The 21,180-nt window shown below is 64.1% G+C and carries 22 protein-coding genes; 7 read left to right on the forward strand and 15 right to left on the reverse strand.

All coding sequences use genetic code 11. The features are described from left to right. The first annotated feature begins 15 nt into the window (after positions 1-15). Together ACLEJW_RS16365 and ACLEJW_RS16370 are read left to right on the forward strand one after the other, a co-directional pair. Complete coding sequence (locus tag ACLEJW_RS16365) at positions 16-960, forward strand: LysR family transcriptional regulator (RefSeq protein ID WP_145188517.1); 945 nt, start codon at positions 16-18, stop codon at positions 958-960. 732 nt (positions 961-1,692) lie between these two features. Then, positions 1,693-2,667 carry a 2-hydroxyacid dehydrogenase gene (locus tag ACLEJW_RS16370; protein ID WP_440777899.1) on the forward strand — a complete coding sequence of 325 codons (975 nt, stop codon included), beginning with the start codon at positions 1,693-1,695 and terminating at the stop codon, positions 2,665-2,667. A gap of 37 nt (positions 2,668-2,704) precedes the next feature. On the opposite strand, the gene ACLEJW_RS16375 is transcribed toward ACLEJW_RS16370, so the two are convergent. From ACLEJW_RS16375 to ACLEJW_RS16385, 3 genes are all read right to left on the reverse strand, one after another. Next, entirely contained in the window at positions 2,705-3,643 is a 939-nt protein-coding gene (locus ACLEJW_RS16375) for a glycosyltransferase family 2 protein (protein WP_313297722.1), read from the reverse strand. Between the two features lie 31 nt (positions 3,644-3,674). Then, positions 3,675-5,195, reverse strand: coding sequence for a glucosyltransferase domain-containing protein (locus ACLEJW_RS16380; protein ID WP_440777900.1), 1,521 nt, complete (start codon positions 5,193-5,195; stop codon positions 3,675-3,677). Positions 5,196-5,265: 70 nt separating this feature from the next. Further along, positions 5,266-6,183 carry a DMT family transporter gene (locus ACLEJW_RS16385; RefSeq protein WP_440777901.1) on the reverse strand — a complete coding sequence of 306 codons (918 nt, stop codon included), beginning with the start codon at positions 6,181-6,183 and terminating at the stop codon, positions 5,266-5,268. 182 nt (positions 6,184-6,365) lie between these two features. On the opposite strand from ACLEJW_RS16385, the gene ACLEJW_RS16390 reads away from it, so the two are divergent. Continuing rightward, positions 6,366-7,241, forward strand: coding sequence for a helix-turn-helix transcriptional regulator (locus ACLEJW_RS16390; protein WP_440777902.1), 876 nt, complete (start codon positions 6,366-6,368; stop codon positions 7,239-7,241). 54 nt (positions 7,242-7,295) lie between these two features. Here ACLEJW_RS16390 and ACLEJW_RS16395 read toward each other — a convergent pair whose 3' ends face one another. The 6 genes from ACLEJW_RS16395 to ACLEJW_RS16420 all read right to left on the reverse strand — a co-directional run bounded on the left by ACLEJW_RS16395 (position 7,296) and on the right by ACLEJW_RS16420 (position 13,539). Next, the gene (locus ACLEJW_RS16395) at positions 7,296-9,686 is read right to left on the reverse strand and encodes a TonB-dependent siderophore receptor (protein ID WP_313297710.1); all 2,391 of its coding nucleotides are present in this window, start codon (positions 9,684-9,686) and stop codon (positions 7,296-7,298) included. Between the two features lie 114 nt (positions 9,687-9,800). Beyond that, positions 9,801-10,781, reverse strand: coding sequence for a FecR family protein (locus ACLEJW_RS16400; protein ID WP_440777903.1), 981 nt, complete (start codon positions 10,779-10,781; stop codon positions 9,801-9,803). Next, positions 10,781-11,278 (reverse strand): RNA polymerase sigma factor, encoded by a 498-nt coding sequence (locus ACLEJW_RS16405; RefSeq protein WP_145188735.1) that lies wholly within the window; start codon positions 11,276-11,278, stop codon positions 10,781-10,783. Before ACLEJW_RS16405 ends, ACLEJW_RS16400 begins: the two co-directional genes overlap by 1 nt. A gap of 55 nt (positions 11,279-11,333) precedes the next feature. Then, positions 11,334-11,660, reverse strand: coding sequence for a DUF3325 domain-containing protein (locus tag ACLEJW_RS16410; protein ID WP_440777918.1), 327 nt, complete (start codon positions 11,658-11,660; stop codon positions 11,334-11,336). Next, complete coding sequence (locus tag ACLEJW_RS16415) at positions 11,660-13,237, reverse strand: PepSY-associated TM helix domain-containing protein (protein ID WP_440777904.1); 1,578 nt, start codon at positions 13,235-13,237, stop codon at positions 11,660-11,662. The genes ACLEJW_RS16410 and ACLEJW_RS16415 overlap by 1 nt, the downstream gene beginning before the upstream one ends. Then, entirely contained in the window at positions 13,234-13,539 is a 306-nt protein-coding gene (locus ACLEJW_RS16420; protein WP_145188536.1) for a DUF3649 domain-containing protein, read from the reverse strand. The genes ACLEJW_RS16415 and ACLEJW_RS16420 overlap by 4 nt, the downstream gene beginning before the upstream one ends. A 243-nt stretch (positions 13,540-13,782) precedes the next feature. On the opposite strand from ACLEJW_RS16420, the gene ACLEJW_RS16425 reads away from it, so the two are divergent. Next, positions 13,783-14,130 carry an HPF/RaiA family ribosome-associated protein gene (locus ACLEJW_RS16425; RefSeq protein ID WP_145188539.1) on the forward strand — a complete coding sequence of 116 codons (348 nt, stop codon included), beginning with the start codon at positions 13,783-13,785 and terminating at the stop codon, positions 14,128-14,130. 123 nt (positions 14,131-14,253) lie between these two features. After that, the gene (locus tag ACLEJW_RS16430; protein ID WP_145188542.1) at positions 14,254-14,544 is read left to right on the forward strand and encodes a DUF3509 domain-containing protein; all 291 of its coding nucleotides are present in this window, start codon (positions 14,254-14,256) and stop codon (positions 14,542-14,544) included. A 2-nt stretch (positions 14,545-14,546) separates the two neighbouring features. On the opposite strand, the gene ACLEJW_RS16435 is transcribed toward ACLEJW_RS16430, so the two are convergent. Both ACLEJW_RS16435 and ACLEJW_RS16440 read right to left on the reverse strand, forming a co-directional pair. After that, complete coding sequence (locus ACLEJW_RS16435; protein WP_145188545.1) at positions 14,547-14,852, reverse strand: hypothetical protein; 306 nt, start codon at positions 14,850-14,852, stop codon at positions 14,547-14,549. Between the two features lie 109 nt (positions 14,853-14,961). Continuing rightward, positions 14,962-15,432, reverse strand: coding sequence for a phosphate-starvation-inducible protein PsiE (locus ACLEJW_RS16440; protein WP_145188548.1), 471 nt, complete (start codon positions 15,430-15,432; stop codon positions 14,962-14,964). Between the two features lie 218 nt (positions 15,433-15,650). On the opposite strand from ACLEJW_RS16440, the gene ACLEJW_RS16445 reads away from it, so the two are divergent. Next, on the forward strand, positions 15,651-15,914 hold the full coding sequence (locus ACLEJW_RS16445; RefSeq protein WP_145188551.1) for a YebG family protein: 264 nt from the start codon (positions 15,651-15,653) through the stop codon (positions 15,912-15,914). 14 nt (positions 15,915-15,928) lie between these two features. On the opposite strand, the gene ACLEJW_RS16450 is transcribed toward ACLEJW_RS16445, so the two are convergent. Then, a complete protein-coding gene (locus ACLEJW_RS16450) occupies positions 15,929-16,948 on the reverse strand; it encodes a Glu/Leu/Phe/Val dehydrogenase family protein (RefSeq protein ID WP_313459776.1) in 1,020 nt (339 codons plus the stop codon). A gap of 121 nt (positions 16,949-17,069) precedes the next feature. Here ACLEJW_RS16450 and ACLEJW_RS16455 point away from each other — a divergent pair, with 121 nt between their 5' ends. After that, complete coding sequence (locus tag ACLEJW_RS16455) at positions 17,070-17,876, forward strand: SirB1 family protein (protein WP_440777905.1); 807 nt, start codon at positions 17,070-17,072, stop codon at positions 17,874-17,876. On the opposite strand, the gene maiA is transcribed toward ACLEJW_RS16455, so the two are convergent. Genes maiA through hmgA form a run of 3 tightly spaced genes read right to left on the reverse strand, consistent with a single transcriptional unit; the run spans position 17,870 to position 21,111 of the window. After that, on the reverse strand, positions 17,870-18,502 hold the full coding sequence (gene maiA, locus ACLEJW_RS16460) for a maleylacetoacetate isomerase (protein ID WP_440777906.1): 633 nt from the start codon (positions 18,500-18,502) through the stop codon (positions 17,870-17,872). The two genes, ACLEJW_RS16455 and maiA, sit on opposite strands and share 7 nt — an antisense overlap. Before the next feature lie 11 nt (positions 18,503-18,513). Continuing rightward, positions 18,514-19,806, reverse strand: a complete 1,293-nt coding sequence (gene fahA, locus ACLEJW_RS16465; protein WP_313297688.1) for a fumarylacetoacetase — start codon at positions 19,804-19,806, stop codon at positions 18,514-18,516. A 3-nt stretch (positions 19,807-19,809) separates the two neighbouring features. After that, positions 19,810-21,111, reverse strand: coding sequence for a homogentisate 1,2-dioxygenase (gene hmgA / locus ACLEJW_RS16470; RefSeq protein WP_440777907.1), 1,302 nt, complete (start codon positions 21,109-21,111; stop codon positions 19,810-19,812). Positions 21,112-21,180 lie beyond the last annotated feature (69 nt).

Below are 21,180 nucleotides of genomic sequence, written 5' to 3' on the forward strand. Positions count from 1 at the left end.
CCTTGAGAGTGACCCATGGACACCCTGCAAAACATGCGTGCTTTCAGTTGCGTCGCGCAACTGGGCAGTTTCACCGCTGCCGCGGTGCAGCTGGACACCACCACCGCGAACGTCTCGCGGGCGGTCTCCAACCTGGAAGCGCATCTGCAAACCCGCCTGCTCAACCGCACGACCCGCCGTATCGCCTTGACCGAGGCGGGCAAACGCTACCTGATGCGGTGCGAGCAGATTCTCACCTATGTCGAAGAAGCCGAAGCCGAGGCCAGCGATGCCCACGCGCGCCCGGCCGGGCAGTTGAAGGTGCACTCGATGACCGGGGTGGGCCAGCATTTCGTGGTGGACGCCATCGCCCGCTACCGCGAATCGCACCCGGACGTGACCTTCGACCTGACCATGGCCAACCGCGTGCCGGACCTGCTCGATGAGGGGTACGACGTGTCGATCGTGCTGGCCACCGAGCTGCCGGATTCGGGCTTCGTTTCGCAGCGCCTGGGCATCACCTACAGCATTGTCTGTGCTTCGCCCGACTATGTGGCCAGGCACGGTTTCGCGCACAAGCCGGTGGACTTGCTCAAGCATGCGTGTCTACGCATGGTGAGCCCGGTGATTCCGTTGGAAAAGTGGCTGTTCGACGGCCCGGAAGGCCAGGAGTTGGTGAACATCAGCAGTTCGCCGTTTCAGGTGAACTCGGCCGATGCCATGAAGACGGCGATCCGCAGCGGCATGGGCCTGGGCGTGCTGCCGATCTATTCGGTGATCGATGGCTTGCGCGACGGCAGCCTGGTCAGAGTACTGCCTGAGTACCGGCTGCAGGAGTTGAACCTGTACGCGATCTACCCTTCGCGCCAGTACCTGGATGCCAAGATCAAGACCTGGGTGGAGTACCTGCGCAACTCCCTGCCGGAAATACTCGCCGCCCACGAAGCCGACCTGAAAACCCACGAACTCCTCGGGCACTGAACAGCGCATCGCGAGCTGTGCTCGCTCCTACGTGTGTTCCGGTTCGATATCGCGTAGGAGCGAGCGCAGCTCGCGATATTGAGCAGCGGTAGCGCCTATGAGATCGCGCGCCGCCGACGCGGCGTATCGCGAGCTGTGCTTGCTCCTACGTGTGCTTCGGCTCGATATCGCGTAGGAGCGAGCGCAGCTCGCGATACTGAGCAGCGGCAGCGCCTATGAGATCGCGCGCCGCCGACGCGGCGTATCGCGAGCTGTGCTCGCTCCTACGTGAGTTCCGGTTCGATATCGCGTAGGAGCGAGCGCAGCTCGCGATACAGAGCAGCGGCAGCGCCTATGAGATCGCGCGCCGCCGCCGCGGCGTATCGCGAGCTGTGCTCGCTCCTACGTGTGCTTCGGTTCGATATCGCGTAGGAGCGAGCGCAGCTCGCGATGCAGAGCAGCGGCAGCGCCTATGAGACCGCGCGCCGCCGGCGCGGCGTATCGCGAGCTGTGCTCGCTCCTACGTGTGCTTCGGTTCGATATCGCGTAGGAGCATCGCGAGCTGTGCTCGCTCCTACGTGTGCTTCGGCTCGATATCGCGTAGGAGCGAGCGCAGCTCGCGATGCGCCGCGCGGGCGGCGCTCGATCGCACCGGCAACGAAGCTCTCAAGGCAAGCAACTGGCCTCAACGCCCGCCGGCTTTTTCTTACCGCTAGAAACTTGTAGCTTGTAGCTTTGAAAAGGAGTTGGTTGATGAAGAAGACCGTTCTGGCGTTCAGCCGTATCAGCCCCGCCATGGCTGAGCGTTTGCAGCAAGATTTCCATGTGATCGTGCCCAACGCCAAGCAGGGCGACATTGGCGCGCAGTTCAACGAAGCGCTGCCTGAGGCGCATGGTCTGATTGGCGCCGGACGCAAGCTGGGCCGGGCGCAGCTGGAAGGGGCCAGCAAGCTTGAAGTGGTGTCCAGCGTATCCGTGGGCTATGACAACTACGACCTCGATTACTTCAACGAACGCGGCATCGCCCTGACCAACACCCCCGACGTACTGACCGAAAGCACCGCCGATCTTGGCTTCTCGTTGATCATGGGCTGCGCCCGGCGCACCGCCGAGCTCGACGCCTGGACCAAGGCCGGTAACTGGCAGGCAACCGTCGCGCCTTCGCACTTCGGCAGCGACGTGCATGGCAAGACCCTGGGCATCGTCGGCCTGGGCAACATCGGCGCCGCCGTGGCGCGCCGTGGGCGCTTCGGCTTCAACATGGCGATCCTGTACAGCGGCAACAGCCGCAAGGCCGCACTGGAACAGGAACTTGGCGCGCAGTACCGCAGCCTCGAGCAGTTGCTGGCCGAATCCGACTTCGTTTGCCTGGTGGTGCCGCTGTCCGATGCCACGCGCAAGCTGATCGGCGCCCGTGAACTGAAGCTGATGAAACCCAGTGCGTTTCTGATCAACATCTCCCGCGGCCCGGTGGTGGACGAGGCGGCGCTGATCGAGGCGCTGCAGGCTGGCACCCTTCGCGGCGCAGGGCTCGATGTGTACGAGAAAGAGCCGCTGAGCGCATCCCCGCTGTTCCAGCTGCCCAACGCCCTGACCTTGCCGCACATCGGATCGGCGACTGCTGAAACCCGCGAAGCCATGGCCGACCGGGCGATGACCAACTTGCGCGCAGCCCTGCTCGGCGAGCGGCCACAGGACCTGGTCAACCCGCAGGTGTGGAAAGGCTGAGCAGCGTCAGTCGCACGCGGTTGGCACGCTTCGCCTGTCAGCGAGCCTGCCGCCGCCTGCCGATGACCCTGCGCACCACATAGCGAGGTCGGTGCTTGGTTTCCTGGTAAATGCGCCCGATGTACTCGCCCAGGATGCCGATACCGATCAACTGCACCCCACCGAGAAACAGCACCGCAGTCATCAATGACGGATACCCAGGCACGTCGCTGCCGTACAGCACCTTGTCGACCAGCATGTAGACGGCGAAGGCGAAAGCGAATAACGACACACAGCCGCCGACATAGCTCCACAGGCGCAGCGGTACGGTGCTGAACGAGGTGATGCCGTCCAGCGCCAGGTTCCACAGACGCCAGAAACTGAACTTGCTGTGTCCGGCGGTACGCTCGGGGCGGTCATATTCGACGATCGCCGTGCGAAAGCCGACCCACGACAACACCCCTTTCATGAACAGTTGCTGCTCGGGCAACTGGCGGATGGCGGCCACCACCTTACGGTCCAGCAGGCGGAAATCGCCGACGTTTTCCTCGATCCGGGTCGAGGCGATGCGGTTGTGCAAGCGGTAATAGAAGCGCGCGCTCCAGCGCTTGAACGGCGTATCGGCGGCGCGGGTCCGGCGTTTGGCCAGGACCACGTCGGCGCCCTGCTGCCACAGCTCGATCATCTGCGCGATCAAGCCGATGGGGTCTTGCAAGTCGACATCGATCGGCACCACGGCATCGCCATCGGCGTGTTCCAGGCCTGCGAACAGTGCTGACTCCTTGCCGAAGTTGCGTGAGAAATCGACCACCGTGACCCATTCGTCCACCGCCGCCAATTCGGCGCAGATTTCTTCGCTGGCATCCGTGCTGCCGTCATTGACGAACAGGATCTCCACATTGATGCCGCGCAAGCTCGGCTCGTTGCGCACCGCGTCGTAGAAGGGCCGCAGGGTATCCTGCTCGTTGTAGATCGGCACGACCAAGGTGATGTTCATGGCGTCTCCAGGATGAAACCAAGCGGCGCGCTCACCATCGGTAAGCCTCCGGCGCCTTCGGCGCTTTCATGAGCACGTAGACCGTGCCACCGACCTTGTGGATGGCGTAATACATGTCGTCTACCAAAGGCGCAGGGCTTTGCGCCAAGACCTGTTCGCGATCCAGCGCAGGGTGCGAGCCGAAGTTGCTGACGCCGAAGCGAGGCATCATTTCCGGAAGCAGCAGAAAGTTGACGTTAAGCACATACCGCAGCGCAGGCATGGCCTCGTACGAGCCATGAGCCCCGGCGAGCCATTGGCCGCTGCTGCCGCTATCGAGCATGAACAGCCGTTGTGCATCGTACAGCGCGGGTTGACTCTGAATGCGCTGGGCCAGCGCCATGCCTACCGTCTGCTGCAGGGTCTTTTGCACCACCAGCACGCGACCATAGGCGTATGAAAACGACAGCATGAACAGCAGCGGCACGGCCAACAGCCAAGCCAGACGAGCTTGCAGACTCGTCAGCAGCCGATGGGCAAGCAGCATCAACGTCACCATCAACACGCCAAAGCCCTGCAGCGAGCGAGCACCGTCGTCGAAACTGGCGAACAGCAGCATCATGCCGTGAACCAGCAGCACGATGGGTGCGAGCGGCAGCAGCAAGAAGGCGGCGAGCAGCGCACGCTCAACCATCGAGCGGCGTTGCTTCGATACTTCGCGCACTGCCGCCATCAGGGCAATCAACGCCAGCAGCAGCAGGCCGATGAACAGCCATGCAGGACCGGGTGTAAGCAATGACAGCACATGATCGGCGATGATGCTCAATCGCTGGCGCATTGCCGGCAACCAAGCGCCATCCACTGGCAACAGCGCCGTGCGCGGCACATCGATCAACTGAAACGCCGTCAGGTAGTACAGCCCGCAGCCACCCAGCAGCTGACCAAGCCGGCCAAGCGCATGCCGGCAGACCTGGCGCAGGCTTGCCTGCCCAAGCACCTGGCGCATCACCTCGACACAGCACAGCCCGGCGAACACATTGACACTCACCTGATAGAAGCTGGCCGCGACGGCTACCAGCAAAGCGCCGGCAAGGCATTTCCAGACAGGCTCGAGCGTGAGCGTGATGGCCCAGATGCACGCCGCCAATGCCAACGCCATGCCCGCACCGTCATATTGGTAGGACAGCCCCTGGAGGAAGAAGGGGTTGAACCAGAGGGGCAATACCACCAGCACGCTGGAGGCGCTCGGCACCGAATGGTAATGCCTGGCCAAGCTGGCCAAGGCCATTGCGCAGACGCCGGCACCCAGCAGCAGCGGCAATGGAAAGAGGTTGGGCGCTGCACCGGAAACACTCAGCAATTGGTACAGCCATGCGAGCAGAAAACGCCCGTGCCCAGTCCAGGATTCGCGGCCATCATCTCCCAGCCCGGCGCTCTGGGAGCGCCAGATGTCATCGATATAGGGATAGTCGGCGATGATCAGCGGCAAGACATGCAGCGCCACTGCCAACGCGCAGAGCCCTCTGACCTGCACGGGTGACAACGGCGTGCTCAATGACGGTACTGTCCCCATTTACCCATCCGATCAGCAGAGGTTCAGGGCTCAGTCTAGACAGCCTGCCGCTGGCCGCTCCTGTCATTTTTCATAGTTGTCGTGGCTGCGGCGCGCATGCTAATGGCACTTCGGGCCGAGTCCGGGGCTTGCGAAACACCAGTACATTCCCTGCCATCACCGCCACCAGCCCAAGCAGCGCCGGGGCCGTCCATTGGTAGCCCTCGGCGTAGGCCGAGACGTTCAGCGCCACCAGCGGAAACAGTACCGTGCAATAGGCAGCACGTTCCGGCCCCATGCGGCCGACCAACGTCAGGTACGCGGTGAAGCCGATCACCGACCCCGGAATGACCAGGTAGAGCAGCGAACCGATGTAGCGACCGTTCCATTCCAGGGTGAACGGGATGCCGCTGAGCAGGCAGTACAGCGCCAACATCGCAGCGCCGTAGGCCATGCCCCAGGCGTTGGTGGTCATGGGCTTGAGCCCGGCTTTCTGCTGCATGCTCGACAGCATGTTGCCCGCCGAAAAGCACAGCGTACCCAGCAACGCCAGGCCCAGCCCGTACAGGGTTTCAGGGCTGGCGCTGTGGTGCGCGAGCTCCGGCCAGAACAGCAGCCCCAGGCCGATCAGGCCCAATGCGCCGCCGCCCAGCACATTGCCGGCGATCTTCTGGCCAAAGAACACCCGCGCATTCAGGGCATTCCACAAGGTGGCCGTGGAGAACACCACGGCGATCAGGCCACTGGCGATCCACTGGCTGGCGGTGAGAAAGCACATGAAATTGATGCAGAACAGGCACGCGCCCTGCGCCAGGCAGATCAGATGCCCGCGCCTGCCCATCGGCTGCAGGCGACGGCTGAGCAGGAGGATGGCGAACAGGATCAGGCCGGCCAGCGCAAAGCGATAGACGATCGATACCGGGATGGCGACCACCCCCAGTTGCAGTTTCAGGGCAATCCAGGTGGTGCCCCAGATCAACACGGTGAGCAGATACAAAGACAGGTTCATGGCGGTTCCTTGAGCCTTTACTGAATGGCCCCCAAGCATGCGCGGCCAAGCCACAAGCCAGCGGGGGCTTTCAGTGTTCTGCCAACGCCACTGACGCGGCTTGCACAAACTTGCGCATTTGCCGGCAGACAGGCTGCCAGCGACGCGCAGGCGCAGTAGGATGAGCGGCAGAGGAAACGCCGATGACGCCATTTACCCAGTTGCAAGTGTTCAATGCCATGCACGCATCGCCCAACGCCCGCCTGGAGCTCAGCGCGCAACTGGGCGATGGCATGGCCGCCGCGCGGTGGAGCAACCGCGACGACGCCCGCGATTACCTGGCGCCAAGCCACCACACCTTGTCGTGCTACATCGCCGATGGCACCGGCACCTTTCGCCGTCAGCGCCCGGCCGATAAAGGCGCGCCGAACAAGCTATGCATCATGCCTGCCGGGCTTGAGTCGAACTGGATCGTCAATGGCGCGATTCGCCTGGCCCACCTGTACATCAGCGAAACCCAGTTCGCCCTGGGCTGCGTGCGTCTGCTCGACCGCGAGCCGCGCGAGCTGCAATTGCGCGAAGCGACGTTTCTCGATGACCCGCAGCAATCGGTGCGTTTCCGCCAGCTGGTGGGCCTGAACTGGGCCGAGCCCGCCGAGCGTCTGCTGGCCAGCAGCCTGGCCCACGAGATCGTCGATCATGCGCTGCTAAGCCAGGTCGGCCAGCGTCACGGCCTGCGCCTCAAAGGCGGACTGGCGCCCAGTGCGCGCCGGCAGCTGGCCGAGTACCTCGAGGCGCACCTGGATCAACCGATCACCCTGGGCGACTTGGCGCTGCCCTGCAATCTGTCGGAGTACCATTTCGCCCGCATGTTCCGCACCAGCTTCGGGGTGCCGCCGCACCAGTATCTGCTGGCGCGCCGGTTGCACCGGGCCTGCCAATTGCTGCGCCTGGGCGCCCTGCCGCTGGGCGAGGTAGCGCTGATGTGCGGCTTCGCCAGCGCCAGCCATTTCAGCAACCGTTTCCGCCAGGCGCTGGGGGCGACGCCTGGGCAGTATCGTGCGGCGGTCAGCGGCTAAGGCGGGGTCAGCCGCGCTTGCCTTACAAGTAGTTCGCCAACGTATTTCTTGCACTCAGAACTCGAACGTACTCGACAGGCTCACCTGCCGGGCATCGCCGAGGGCGACGAAATACTGATTGACTGCCGAGCTGTAGTAGACCCGATCGAACAGGTTCTTCACATTGAGCTGCAAGCGCACCTTGTGCTCGTCGAGCTTGGTTTCGTACGTGGCAAAGGCATCGGCCACGGTGTAGCTGGGCAAGTCGAAGGTATTGGTCGCATTGCCCGGCCGCTCGCCGACGTACCGCGCGCCGGCACCAAGGCGCAGCCGGTCGCCACCGAAGACACTGCCGAAATCGTACACCGCCGACAACGAGGCGCCGTGGCGCGCCACATTCTGCAGACGGTTGCCCTCCAGGGCCGGATCCTTGGTGACCTTGGCATCGGTGTAGGCGTAGGCACCGATCAGGCTCCAGCGCTCGCTGAGCTGGCCGGTCACGTCGAGTTCCAGGCCCCGTGAATTGACTTCGCCAGCATTGCTGTAAAGGGTCTCGCCGGTCGCACTGTCGAAATTGGCCACCAGCACGTTCTGCTTGGTGATATCGAACAGTGCCAACGTCCCGGTAAGGCTGCCGGGCATGTCCAGCTTGGCGCCCAGCTCCCACGACTTGCCTTCTTCGGGAGCCACCGTGCCATCGAGCACCAGGCCGCCGGTCAGCGGCGCGATGCTGGAGTTGGGCTTGAACGATTCGCTGTAGCTGCCGTAGAACGACAGTCGCTCGTCGACCTTGTAGACCACGCCGGCATGCGGCACCCAGGTCTGGCCACTGCTATCGGTATTGGCCTTGAACGGTCGACCGCGGCCGGCGTACTGGTCGAATTGCTGATAGCGCGCACCCGCCACCACGATCCAATGCTCGTCCAGGTGCAGGGCGTCCTGCACGAACAAGGCATCGGTGCGCAGCTTGTCGGTCTGATCGCTGTCACTGGCGCGCACCGTGCTGCCCTCCACTTCCCGGCCGTAGACCGGGTCCAGGTAACTGAAGGTGGAGCGCGCGTTCTGACGGATCAGGTCGCCGCGAAAGACCTTGCGGTCCTCGTGATCGAGGCCGAACAGCACATCATTCTGCAGCCCGGCCAGTTCGAGCGTGCCATTGACACTCAAGGTCGCGAACTGATCGCGGCTCATGGCGTTGTGGGTACCGTCGATGCTGCGGGTCAAGGTGCCCCTGGCCGCGTTGATCGCGGTGATGCGCACCTGGCTGGCGTCATAGGTTTCGCGGTTGAAGCTGTAACCGAAGTGCAGTTTCCAGTCATCGGCCAGTTGGTGGTCGACTTCCAGGCGATACAGGTCGGAACGCCCCTGCATGTCGTTGAACGGCTCGTCCAGGCGCCGACTCGCTGGGATGTTCAGCGGGTGGCCGTCGTTGCCGAATGCTGTGCCACGGTCGAACGGGTAAAGGAATTCGCGATGCTCATAAGCCAGCACCACCTGCGTGTCCTCGCCCAGCCAGGCCAACGATGGCGCCAGCAACGACTCGCGGCGCACGCCGTAATTGCGCCAGTAATCTTCATCCTGGTGGTCGGCGATCAGACGGTAGGCGAAGTCGCTGTCGCCCAACGCGCCGGTGCTGTCCAACCCGCCGCCGCTGCCATTCTTGCCGCTGCCGTAGCTCGAGCCGCGCAGGGTCAGGGCGTTGTACGCCTGCAGTTGCGGGCGTTTGCTGACCACGTTGATCACCCCGCCTGGGTCCTGGATGCCATACAGCAGCGACGCCGGCCCCTTGAGCACCTCAACCCGCTCGGTGCTGGCGTTGAGGCTGCGGCCCTGCACCACGGGCATGCCGTCGCGCATGATCGAACCATCGCGGTTATCGCCGAAACCGCGCTTCATCACGGTATCGGAAGTGCCGCCGAAATTATTGCCCTGGGTAATGCCGCTGACATTGGCCAGGGCGTCGTCGAGGTTACGCGGTGCCTGGTCGCGAATGACCTGCGCGGGCACGATGTTCACCGCTTGCGCGATGTCCTGCACTGGGCCTTGGCCACGCATGATGGATGCGCTGGCCGGCGGCTGGTAGCTGTAATCGTCCAGCTGCGAGGTGACGGTGGTGGCCTGCAGGTTCAGCGCCCCCGCAGTCGCGGCAGGCTCCAGGGTCAAGGTCCGGGCATCGACGCGGCGCCAGCTCAGCCCGCTATTGCCGAGCAGTTGCTGCAGGGCTTGCTCGGCGCTGAACATGCCCTCGAGCGCCGGGGCCTGCACGCCTGGCAGCTCGAGGGTGTACAACACGCTTTGCCCGGTCGCGCGGCTGAATGCGCCCAGCGCTTGCGCCAAAGGCTGGCTCGGTTGCGCGAAATGGTGCAATTGCAAGCGCTCGGCGGCCATCAGGCCAGGGGCGGCGGCAATGGCCGAGCCTGCCGAGAGGCCAAGCATGAGGGGAACGCAACGCGAGGTGAACTTCATGGACGCTGACCTGTGAGAGGGATATGACTGCGAATGAATCGCACTTCCACTCATTACACGGATGCCGCGAGCTGTTACCTCACGCGGCTGGCCGATTTATTTTCAGGTGCTGCGCTAGCGAACGATGGTCAAGCGCCCGAGCACGGTCTGGCGCGTGAAACCCAGCACCTTGCCCAGCGAATCCAGGGCCAGCAACGGTTCGGTCAGCGGAAAACTGCCGCTGACCTTGCGCTGGCCCAAGGCATCATCGAGCAGGACGATACGGCCCGGATAATAACGGCGCAGATCCTCGATCACCTGCGTCAACGGCGCCTGGTCATAGCTCAGCCAGCCCTGGCGCCAGGCCAGGCGGGTATCGCTGTCGACCCGCCGCCGCTCGCCGGCATGACCGCTTGCATAGACCAGCTGTTGATTGGCCGTCAGCTCGCGGGCGGCGTCATCTGGGCTGGCACTGACCGCGACGCGGCCGCTGCGCACGGTGACCTGCACGGCCTGGCGCTGTTCGCGGACCTCAAATTGGGTGCCCAGCACACGCACCTCCCCGCCTGCCGCCTGCACCACGAACGGCTGACCGGTGTGGCTGACCTCGAAATAGCCGGCGCCGCGCAGCAGGCGCACGCGCCGCTCGCCGTGCTGGAAGTCGACGGCGAGGGCGCTGCCGGCATCGAGCGTCACCTGGGATCGGTCGGCCAAGGTCACTTGGCGGATCGCCCCGCCACTGGTGAAGTCCGCTTGTAGATCCTGCCACCAGTAGCCGGGCTGCCAGCCACCGATGACGCCCACCGCCAGCACCAGGCAAGCAGCGGCCAAGCCGACGCCCACTCGCCACCGACGCTGGCGCCGTGGCGGTTCGGCCATGGCGCGCAGGTAGCGCTGTAGATCGTCATGCTGCTCAGCGGCCAGGCGCGCTGCCGGCGCTTCGCTGAGCTGCCACAGCAATTGGGCCTCGGCGTAGGCTTCGCGGTGCAGCGGGTGTTCGAGCAGCCAGCGCTTGAATGCGGCGCTGTGGGCCAGCGCAGGGCTCTGCATGATCCGGCTCAGCCACTGCAAGGCGGCTGCGGACTGCGCGGCGCTCACCGAGTCGCACGGGCTCATCAACGGGGGCTCCCAGGCCGGCGGATGGAGGACGCGGGCTCGGCGACACTCGCCTTGCACGCTTCAAGGGCGCGCATCATATGCTTTTCCACAGCGCTCTGGGACACTTGCATGGCTTTGGCGATGTCAGCATAGGTGCAGCCATGAATGCGGTTGAGCAGGAAGATCTGTTGGGTCCGCTCAGGCAAGGCACGTAACGCCGCTTCGATGCGTTGCAGGTCGTGCTCGACCTCAAGGGCATGCTCAGGGGCCTGAGCCAGCGCCTCCTGATCCCAGCCCTGCGCCGTTTCGGCGAGCCGCTCGCGGCTGCCCTGGCTGCGCAGATGGTCGATGGCCAGATTGCCGGCGCAGCGCAGCAGGTAGGTGTCGAGCGCTTCGACCTTGACCTCGGGGCGGCGCCAGAAGCGCAGAAACAACTCCTGGACCAAGTCGGAGGCGGTCGCACGACAGCCCACGCGGCGGCTGACCAGCGCTTCCATGCGGGCGCGTTGGGCCATGAACACCTGGACGAAGCGCGCGCGGGTGCCGTCGCTTTCCAGCTCGCTCACCGCATCACCCGGCCAACACGGCCAGCAGCGGGCCACAGACAAGGCTGACTGCGGCCAGGCCCAGCAGCAAGCGTGGCTGATAGGGCAAGCCGAACACCCACAGTGTCACCCCTGCCATCATCACCGCCAACCATTCCACCAGGCCATGGGCCCAGCCGCGTCCGTGCACGGCAAGCACCAGCGAGAGCAGCAGCAGCAGCCAGCCGCCGATGCGCAAAGCGCGCAGTTGGCCAGCGCCGGGCTTGCGCTCGAGCACTTGCTGAAAATGTTTGTCCATTGCCAGGCATAGCCCGGCAAAACCGGCGAAAGCGATCAGCGCGACGCCCAGCATCATTGCACCTCGAGCAGGTCAGCAGCGCTCTCGCGCGGCTTGGCCGCGCGCTTGGCCAAGAGCTGCGGGGGGCGCAGCATCTTGCCCGCAGCCCAAGCCAGGAACAACCCAGCACCCAGTGCGGTGAGGTCGAAGCCGGCCATGACCCAATCGCCGGCCGCAAGCGAAGCATTCAAGCCCTGCCCGGTGGTCAAGCCGTTGAGCAGCGGCAGCAAGGTGAAGAGCAACGCGCCCAGGGTCAGCTGCTCAGCCCAGGCCCGACGCCCTGGGCGCAGCGCGGCGTGCAGCAGCGCGCCCAGCCAGGCCAGGAAAAACACGTTGACCTCCCAGTCGGCGCGGCCGGGCAGCGCCGTCGGCAGCAGGCGGTTGGCCCAGAAGAACCCGGCCACAGCGAGGAGCAGGCCGCTCATGCTGGCGATGTTGAGCACCTCGACCAGGCGCAACTCACCCGGCTGACGGGCCTGCTTGGCATGCTTGAGCTGGCGCTTGCCCAGCCACATCACCAGGCCCGTGCCGATCACTGCGGTGCCGGCCAGGCCGAAGACGAAATACAGCCAACGCAGCCAAGGGCCGGCGAAATTGCCCATGTGCAGCCCGGCGAAACTGAACGAGGTGAGCATGGCAGCGGTTTCCGGCGCGCCTTGCTTGAGCAGCTCGCCGGTGGCGCCGTCGAATGTCCAGTTGGCACTGCGCTTGTAGGCGACATTGTCGGCCGATGCCTGGGTGAAGATGACGCGGGCATTGCGATCGCCGGCGTTGTGCACCTGAATGAAGCCCATGCGCGCCCCCGGCACCTGCTCCTGAACCTTGGCGTACAGGCTCGCCAGCGGCACCAATGGCGCCGCGACATTGGCCACCTGGGGAGCCTCGTCGCGACCGAACAGGTCGTTGAAGTAGCCGTCGGTGTTGCCCGCGTAACTGGCCAGGATGCCGGCCGGCATCACCAGGTACATGAACAGCACCAAGCTGCTGTAGCTGATCATCAGATGAAACGGCAGCACCAGGACACCAATGGCATTGTGGCCATCGAGCCATGAACGCTGGCCCTTGCCTGGGCGGAAGGTGAAGAACTCCTTGAAGATCTTCTTGTGGGTGATGATCCCGGTGATCAGCCCGAGCAGCATGATGAAGGCGCAGCCTGTGGACAACCAGCGACCCCAGGGGTACGGCATCTGCAACTCGAAATGGAAGCGGTAGAAGAAATCGCCGCCGCGGCTCTCGCGGGCCTCGACCGGCTGGCCGCTCTGGGCGTCCAGGCTCTTGCGCACGAAGCCGCGCCGCCCGCCTGCTGCCGGGTCGCGCCAGCCGACGCCCAAGGCCGCCTCGCGCTCGCTCGGCAAGCGGATCATCCAGCTGGACGAATGCGCGGCGTAGCGTTGCAGGTACTGCTGCGCCAGGCCCAGGCTGGCCACCGGGTCGAGCGCATGGCGGCGCACTTCGGGTTTGGCCCAGTGACTGACCTCTTCCTTGAAATACGACAGCGTACCGGTGAGAAAGATGGCGAATAACAACCAGCCGAACAGCAGGCCGGTCCAGGTGTGCAGCCACGCCATGCTCTGGCGGAAACCTTCCTTCATGGCTGATTCATCCAGTAAGTGATGCCGCCCAGGAGCGCCAGCGCCGCGCTGGGCAACAGCACGCCCAGCCAGGCCTGCACGGCATTGCGACAGGCGAAGCACCAGAGGAAGGCCAGCAGGTAGACCACGAAGGAGGCCATCAGCCCGGTCAAGGTGGCATCGACCTGCGCCAGCGGCAACAGCAACGCGAGGCACACGCTGGCCAGCGATGCCAGCAGGTAGCCGCCCAGCGCGGCGGCAAGACTGCGAGACACCACGGCCAGGCGATAGCTGAGGGGAAGGCTGCCGGCACTGCGCTTCATGACGGGAATCCGGAAAATGGGGCTGCAATAATAATGATTTCAATTCTCATAAGCAAAATCTTCCCGACGCTCGATCAGTTCCAACGGCGTTTCCCAGGATTTGCTACAGAACATTTATTTTTGCCAAGGACTTGAATTCGTTTCCCGGTTGCCTGACCTTACAGTAAAGAGGCGCAGAATTCCCAGGGCCTTCAGTGGCCTAGGCGCTCCTCCCTGCGAGCAAGCTGAATAAGGATTGGAACCATGCAAATCCAGGTCAACAGCAGCAACCATATCGAAGGCAACATCCGTCTTAACGAGTGGGTCCGCAGCACGCTTGAAGCCACCCTCGAACGTTTCGATGACGACCTTACCCGCATCGAAGTGCACCTGAAGGACGAAAACGGCGACAAGCCCGGCCCGCATGACAAGCGCTGCCAGTTGGAGGCTCGCCCCAAAGGCCATCAGCCGATTTCCGTGACCCATACCGCAGGTTCGCTCGATCAGGCCGTCGAAGGTGCCGCGAGCAAGCTGAGCAACGCCCTGGAACACCTGTATGGCAAGTTGCGCAGCAAGCGCGGGGTACTGGAGCTGAGCGACCCAGACGCCTGATCGCCTCCACCACGAAAACCGCCCGGCATTGCCGGGCGGTTTTGTTTATACGATCAATGGGCTGAACCTTCCTCCCATCATTCCGGTCAACTTTTGCAGTCCATCTTCTGCAAGGCACTGACCATGAACAATCCTTTCGAGCAGATCAGCGCTGCCTTCGCCGACGAGTACCGGGTCAACCTGAGTATCGAACGACTCGACGGCAGCATCATGCTGACCTTGTCCAATGACACTGGCATCGTCGCCAAGCGCCTGATCAGCAAGGCCCAGCGCAATGATCCCGTGCGTTTGCGGCGGGTCATCGACAGCATTCGCCTGGGGCTGGCGATCGAGCTGGGCGAAAATCCGATGCCCCTGCTCGCCGCCATGACGGGCGAGGCCCGGCGCTTCGCCACGGTCGGCGTGGCCAACTGATCTCAGCCCAAGGCGGCCAGCAGGCGCCCGATGAGGCGCTCGAAGTCGCTCAGGCGCAGGCTGCCAAGCCGATGAGCCGGGTCGAATGTACCCGGCTGCTGAAACAGGCCGAACAGGCCTTGGTCGTAGGTCGGCTCCTCGCGCTGTTCCAGCCAGTAGGCGGCCTCTTCGACCAGGGTACGGGTGCGGACCACCTCAAGCTCGACCACATCGGCCACTTCATTGACGAACACCGCGTCGGGGTTCAGCCCCAAGGGCATCAGTTCTTCGGTCAGGTAAGCGCGGATCGCTTCGGTTGCATCGTTCATGTCAGTCTCCTGCAACGCGCGGTGTCATGACCCTGCGTCACGACCGCACCGGCGTAGCGCAGCATTCAACACGCCGCCGCCCTGGCCCTGTACATGACGGGATAGCCCCTTATTTGCCGTCTTCCACATCCTTGCCATTGGCATCCAGAGCCTTGGTGGACGGGTAGCGATAGGACGCGTAGCGCACCACCAGAATCGAGAATGCCAGCAACAGGATGCCTCCGCACACATACAGCAGGCCCTCATCGGGTGCCTTGTGGTGCGAGACGTCACCGATCAGCAAGCGAGTGAGCGCGGTGATCGCCACATACAGCAGAAAACGGATCGGCATGTGGTTGGTCTTGAAGTAGATCCCCACCATGGCCCCCAGCTCCAGGTAGATGAACAGCAGCAGAATGTCATCGACGCTGATGCCGCCCTTGCCCAGCATGTCCAGAAACGTCACCACTGCCGCGTAGGCTGTGATCGCACCGATGCCGAACAACGCCAGGTAGTGAAAGGCCTCCACGCACAGATTGCCCAGCGAGTCCGCCGAGCCATGCAGCCCTTTGCGCAGTCTTTCAGCCCATTTGATGTTCACGGTGTGCATTCCCCCTACGACGAAACGATGATGCGTCAGCTGTGTGACGCTTGTGCCATGCAGTAAAAGGGCCAGGCCCCAGCCTTGGAAGGCGACCGATTGCCGCAAGACACTCCCCGGCTGGGTCTGCCAGAACTTTTTGTTGCGCCGCGGGGGGAAATGCCATTACTGTATATAGATACAGTAACCCAATCAGCAAAAAGGCATAGAGGTGATGAATGGCCGTCGAAGTGGTGTACCGCAGCAGCCGCGACCCGGAGCGCTTGTTCATGGATAAGGCCGAAGCAGACCGTCACGACAAGATGCTCGAATTGGCCGAGCGCCTGGCCGAGGTGCTGCACAAGGCCGTGCCGTCGATGAGCGAGCAGCAAGTCGAGGAAGCCGGTATCTACATGGCGAAGAACCGCGATGTATTCGCCCGCGCGTTCAAGAGCCAGCCCGATGCGCTGGCCGAACTGCTCGAAAGCCAGGCCGCCGAGTAATCCCCGCGCGAACATCAGCCGTACAGCAAGCGCTCGGCCAACATCTGCGCCACCCGCGCAGGGGAGCGTTTTTCCGCCTGGGCATGCCCGAACACCTCGGTCAGCCGCGTCGGTATGCGCGCCAGGTGAGCGGTGACGGCGCTCAGGTCGCAGCCCTGGTGCTTGAGCGCCACGTAGATCATGCCACCGGCATTGATGACGTAATCAGGGGCGTAGAGGATGCCGCGTGACTCCAGTTGATCAGCCACCTGCAACGTGGTCAGCTGGTTGTTGGCAGCCCCGGCCACCGCCGCGCAGCGCAATTGCATCACTGACTGCCCATTGAGCACCGGTCCGATCGCGCAAGGTGCGAAGATATCGCATGGCGTGCTCAGCAGCGCTTCGTGAGGGACCGGATGGGCATCGAATAGCTCCACGGCCAGGCGCACGCGCCCAGGGTCCAGGTCGCTCACCAGCAAGTCTGCGCCGGCTGCATGCAGTTGCTCGGCCAGGGCATAGCCGACGTTGCCCAAGCCTTGAACCGCGACCCGTAGCCCTTCCAGGTTGCCGCTGCCCAGTCGTGCCTGGGACGTGGCGCGGATGCCAGCGAAGACGCCCATCGCCGCGTGCGCCGACGGGTCGCCACAGGCGGTGGTGCTGGTCACGTGTGCGGTGCATTGGGCGATGCAGTCCATGTCCAGGGTCGAGGTGCCGCTGTCCACGGCGGTGATGAAGCGCCCCTGCAAGGAATCGACGAAACGGCCGAAGGCCTCGAACAACGCGGCGCGATTTTCCACATGAGGGTTGCGCACCAGTACCGCCTTGCCACCGCCCAACGCCAAGCCTGCCAGCGCCGCCTTGTAGCTCATGCCCTGCGCCAGTCGGATGGCATCACACATGGCGCTTTCATCATCGGCATAAGGCAGGTAGCGGCAGCCGCCCAAGGCTGGGCCCAGCGCTTGGCTGTGGATCGCCACCACCGCCTTGAGGCCACTGGGTGGGTCGACGAACAGGTGCAACGACTGGGTTCGGGTGCTTTGCATCAGCGCGAACATCGACAGGCTCCCCTAGGTGCTGGCTCCATTATAGGCACGCGGCCAGAACCGGCAGCGCGGGCAGACCACTGGACGAATAGGCGCAGCGCGACTAATACTCAAGCGTGTGTGGAGGGCCCCCATGAACCCACGTCAAGCCTGCCTGGCCTGCCTGGAGCGCGAGCCGATCGCCCTGCTGGAAGCTGCCCTGTGGATAGCGGTCGAGCATGACCGCGAGGTTGATCCCGCAGCCTGCCTGGCGACGCTGCGCAACGTGCAAGGGCAAATCAGTGCCAGCTTGCCGCTGCTGCCGTTACCGGAGCTGGCGCAACCGCTGCTGCGTCAGCTCAGCGCGCTGGGCTTTCAGCAAGATGAGTTTCACCCGCTGCGCCCGCAAGCGGCGCTGCTCGACAAGGTGCTGCAACGCAGGCGCGGTCAGCCCCTGGCACTGGCGCTGATCACCCTGGAACTGGCCGGGCGCCTGTCCATTCCCCTGGAGGGCGTAGCCTTTCCCGGTCATTTCCTGCTGCGCGTGCCCGGTGCCGATCACTTGCTCGACCCTTGCGGCGGGCGCCGCCTGTATCCCAACGATTGTCGAGAGTTGCTGGCCCGCCAGTTCGGCCCGCAGGTGCCGCTGACTGCCGAACACCTGCGCCGCGCCAGCCCTGTGCAGATGCTGCAGCGCCTGTCACGCAACCTGCGACAACTGCACAGCAGCAACGATAACCCGCTGGCCGCACTGATCGACGCCGAGCGGGTCATGCAGCTGGGACCTGTACAGGTGAATGATTACCTGAGCCGCGCCGCGCTGTACCAGCAGCTGGGCTGCCCCCAGGCCGAACGGTTCGACCTGGAGCATGCCCTGCTACTGACCGATGACCCCGTGCAGCGCCTGAAACTGTCCGAACGCATCGGCAAGCTACCGGCCGTGACCCGCTCGATTCACTGAGTCGGCGCATCCGGCTGGGCAGCTGGATGGGCAGCGCGGAACGCCGGGTGAAGCGCAGCCAGGGCGGCGACGCGACTGACCCGTGGATAGCGGCCAAGGTCGATGCCGAAGCGCTCGGCGGCGTACAGTTGCGGGATCAGGTAGACGTCCGCCAGGCCCGGCTCGTCGCCGAAACAATAGCCCCGTGCGCCGATCAAGCGCTCGACGGCTGCCAGACCTTCGCCGATCCAGTGCGCGATCCAACGATTGATCTGCGCCTCGTCGTGGCCCAATTGGCGTAACTGGTTGAGCACGCTGACGTTGTGCAGCGGGTGCACATCGCAACCAATGAGCGCCGCGACGCCACGCACTTTCGCCCGTTGCGCAGCCTCGACCGGTAGCAGCGGCGGTTGCGGCTGCACCTCCTCCAGGTACTCGATGATGGCCGGTGATTGCACCAGCAAGATCCCATCGTCAAGGCGCAAGGCCGGCACCCGACCCTGGGGGTTGAGCGCGGTATAACCCGCTGCGCGCTGCTCGCCCTCGAGCAGGTTGACCGGCACGGCCCGGACGTCCAGGCCCTTGAGCGCCAGGGCGATACGCACCCGGTAGGAGGAGGTGGAACGGTAATAGGTGTACAGCTCCATGACCCACTCCCTCAATTGGCGGCGATGACCTTGCCCCGGCATTCGCCAAAGCCGATGCTCGCCAGTCCTTCGCGGGTGCAACGCGCACGCAGGATGATTTCGTCGCCATCTTCAAGGAAGGTGCGGCGTTCGCCACTGGCCAGTTGCACCGGCTGTTTACCGCCTTCGGTGATTTCCAGCAGGCTGCCGTAGGCGTCGGGGGTCGGGCCCGAGAGCGTCCCGGAGCCAAACAGATCGCCCGGTTGCAATTGGCAGCCGTTGACGCTGTGATGGGCGATCAGCTGGGCCACCGTCCAATACATGTTCAACGTGTTGCTCAGGCCCAGGCGATGAGCCGGCAGGCCCTGCTCGCGCATGCGCTCGGTCAGCAGCAGCACTTCGAGCTCGATATCGAATGCGCCGTTGGCCTGGTCATTTGCATCCAGCAGGTACGCCAGCGGCTGCGGATCACCCTGCGGGCGCGCTGGCTGGGCACAGCGAAACGGCTCCAGGGCCTCGGCGGTGACCACCCAGGGCGACAGGCTGGTGATGAAGCTCTTCGACAGAAACGGCCCCAGCGGCTGGTATTCCCATGCCTGGATATCACGCGCCGACCAATCGTTGAGCAGGCACAGGCCGGCAAGGTGGCGATCGGCTTCGGCGATCGGAATGGCCTGGCCGATCTCATTGCCCTCGCTGATCCAGATCCCCAGCTCAAGCTCGTAGTCCAGCCGTGCACAGGGGCCGAAGCGCGGCTCGGTCTGCCCGGCAGGTAGCGTCTGGCCTTTGGGCCGGCGCACAGCGGTGCCAGAGGGGCGCAAGGTCGAGGCGCGGCCGTGGTAGCCGATCGGTACGTACTTGTAGTTGGGCAGCAAGGGATTGTCGGGGCGGAACAGCTTGCCGACGTTGGTCGCGTGCTGAATGCCGACATAGAAATCGGTGTAGTCGCCGACCTTGGCTGGCAGATGCAACTGGCACTCGCTGGCCGGGTACAGTGCACCTTGCAGTTGGGCGCGATGCTCGCTGTGCTCGCCCAGCAGGTGCAGCAGACGCTCGCGTAGCGCCACTCGCGCTTCGCGGCCCAGGGCGAACAAGCCATTGAGGGTGCCGTCGGCCGTGGCCTCGACCGCCGCTTTGGCCTGACCATCGAACAGGCCTGCGGCCAGCACGGCGTGCAGATCGAGTATCGCATCGCCAATGGCGACGCCGCAGCGCTGGCCCTGACCCGGGCGACTGAAGATCCCCAGCGGCAGGTTCTGCAGGGGGAAGTCGCGGTGCCCGTTGGCGTGCTCGATCCAGCTGCGGGCGCGTGCGGTCTGGTTCATCGGTTATCTCCGGTTCGGGTTGAAGGTGCTCGGCAGGCTTGCCCAGCAGCGGTCGTAGTCGGCCTGCAATTGCGGGCTGTCGAGGGCCTGCAGGCTTGGCCGCAACACTTGGCTGGTCTCGAACATGAAGGCCATGGTGTTGTCGATCTTGTGCGGCGCCAACTCGGCGGCGATGGCTTTGTCGCAGGTGTCGGCGTCCGGCCCATGGGCGCTCATGACGCCATGCAGCGAGGCGCCGCCGGGCAGGAAACCGTCGGCCTTGGCATCGTACGCACCGCTGATCAGGCCCATGAACTCGTTCATCAGGTTGCGGTGGAACCACGGTGGACGGAAGGTGTTCTCCGCGACCATCCAGCGTGGCGGGAAGATGACGAAGTCCATGTTCGCCAGCCCATGCACGCTGCTTGGCGAGGTCAGTACGGTGAAGATCGACGGATCGGGGTGGTCGAAACTGACGGTGCCGATCGTGTTGAAGCGGCGCAAGTCGTACTTGTAGGGCACGTTGCTGCCATGCCAGGCCACTACGTCCAGCGGCGAGTGCTGCAGCTCGCAAGCCCAGTACTGGCCAAGGAATTTCTGTACCAGTTGCACCGGGCCCCGGGCTTCTTCGTAATGCGCCACCGGCGTCAGAAAATCGCGCGGATTGGCCAGGCCGTTGCTGCCGATCGGCCCCAGATCGGGTAGGCGCAGCGGCGCGCCATGGTTTTCGGCGATGTAGCCACGGGCTTGGCCATCGGGCAGCTCGACGCGAAACTTCATGCCGCGGGGAATCACCACGATCTCCAATGGCTCGACTTCCAGCAAGCCCAGTTCGGTGGCGATGCGCAGGCGGCCCTGCTCGGGCACCAGCAGCAATTCGCCGTCGGCGTTGTAGAACACCCGCTCCATGCTGCGGTTGGCGCAGTAAATATAGATGCTCACGCCGGTCGGCTTGTCGGCCCCTGCGTTGGCCACCATCGGCAACCAGCCATCGATGAAATCGGTTGGTTCAGACGGCATCGGCTGTGGGTTCCAGCGCAGTCGATTAGGCGTTGCGGCGCCCTGCGGGCCGGCCAATGGCTGGCGTTGCAGGCGCTCGAAGCGTGGGTGCAGTGCCGAGGGGCGGATGCGGTAGAGCCAGGTGCGGCGCAGCTCGCTGCGCGGCATGGTGAAGGCCGTACCGGACAACAATTCGGCGTACAGCCCATAGGGTGCTTTTTGCGGCGAGTTCTGCCCGACTGGCAGGGCGCCAGGCAGTGCCTCACTGGCGAACTCGTTGCCGAAACCGCTCAGGTACTGACGGTCCTGGGGCGTATCGCGCGTCATCGGAGCCTCCGCATTTTGTTTTTATCGTAATCTGATTACGAATAACGTAATTTGCTACCCGCCAGGCGT

It is taken from the genome of Pseudomonas sp. SMSB3 (genome assembly GCF_052041965.1).
Classification (GTDB): domain Bacteria; phylum Pseudomonadota; class Gammaproteobacteria; order Pseudomonadales; family Pseudomonadaceae; genus Aquipseudomonas.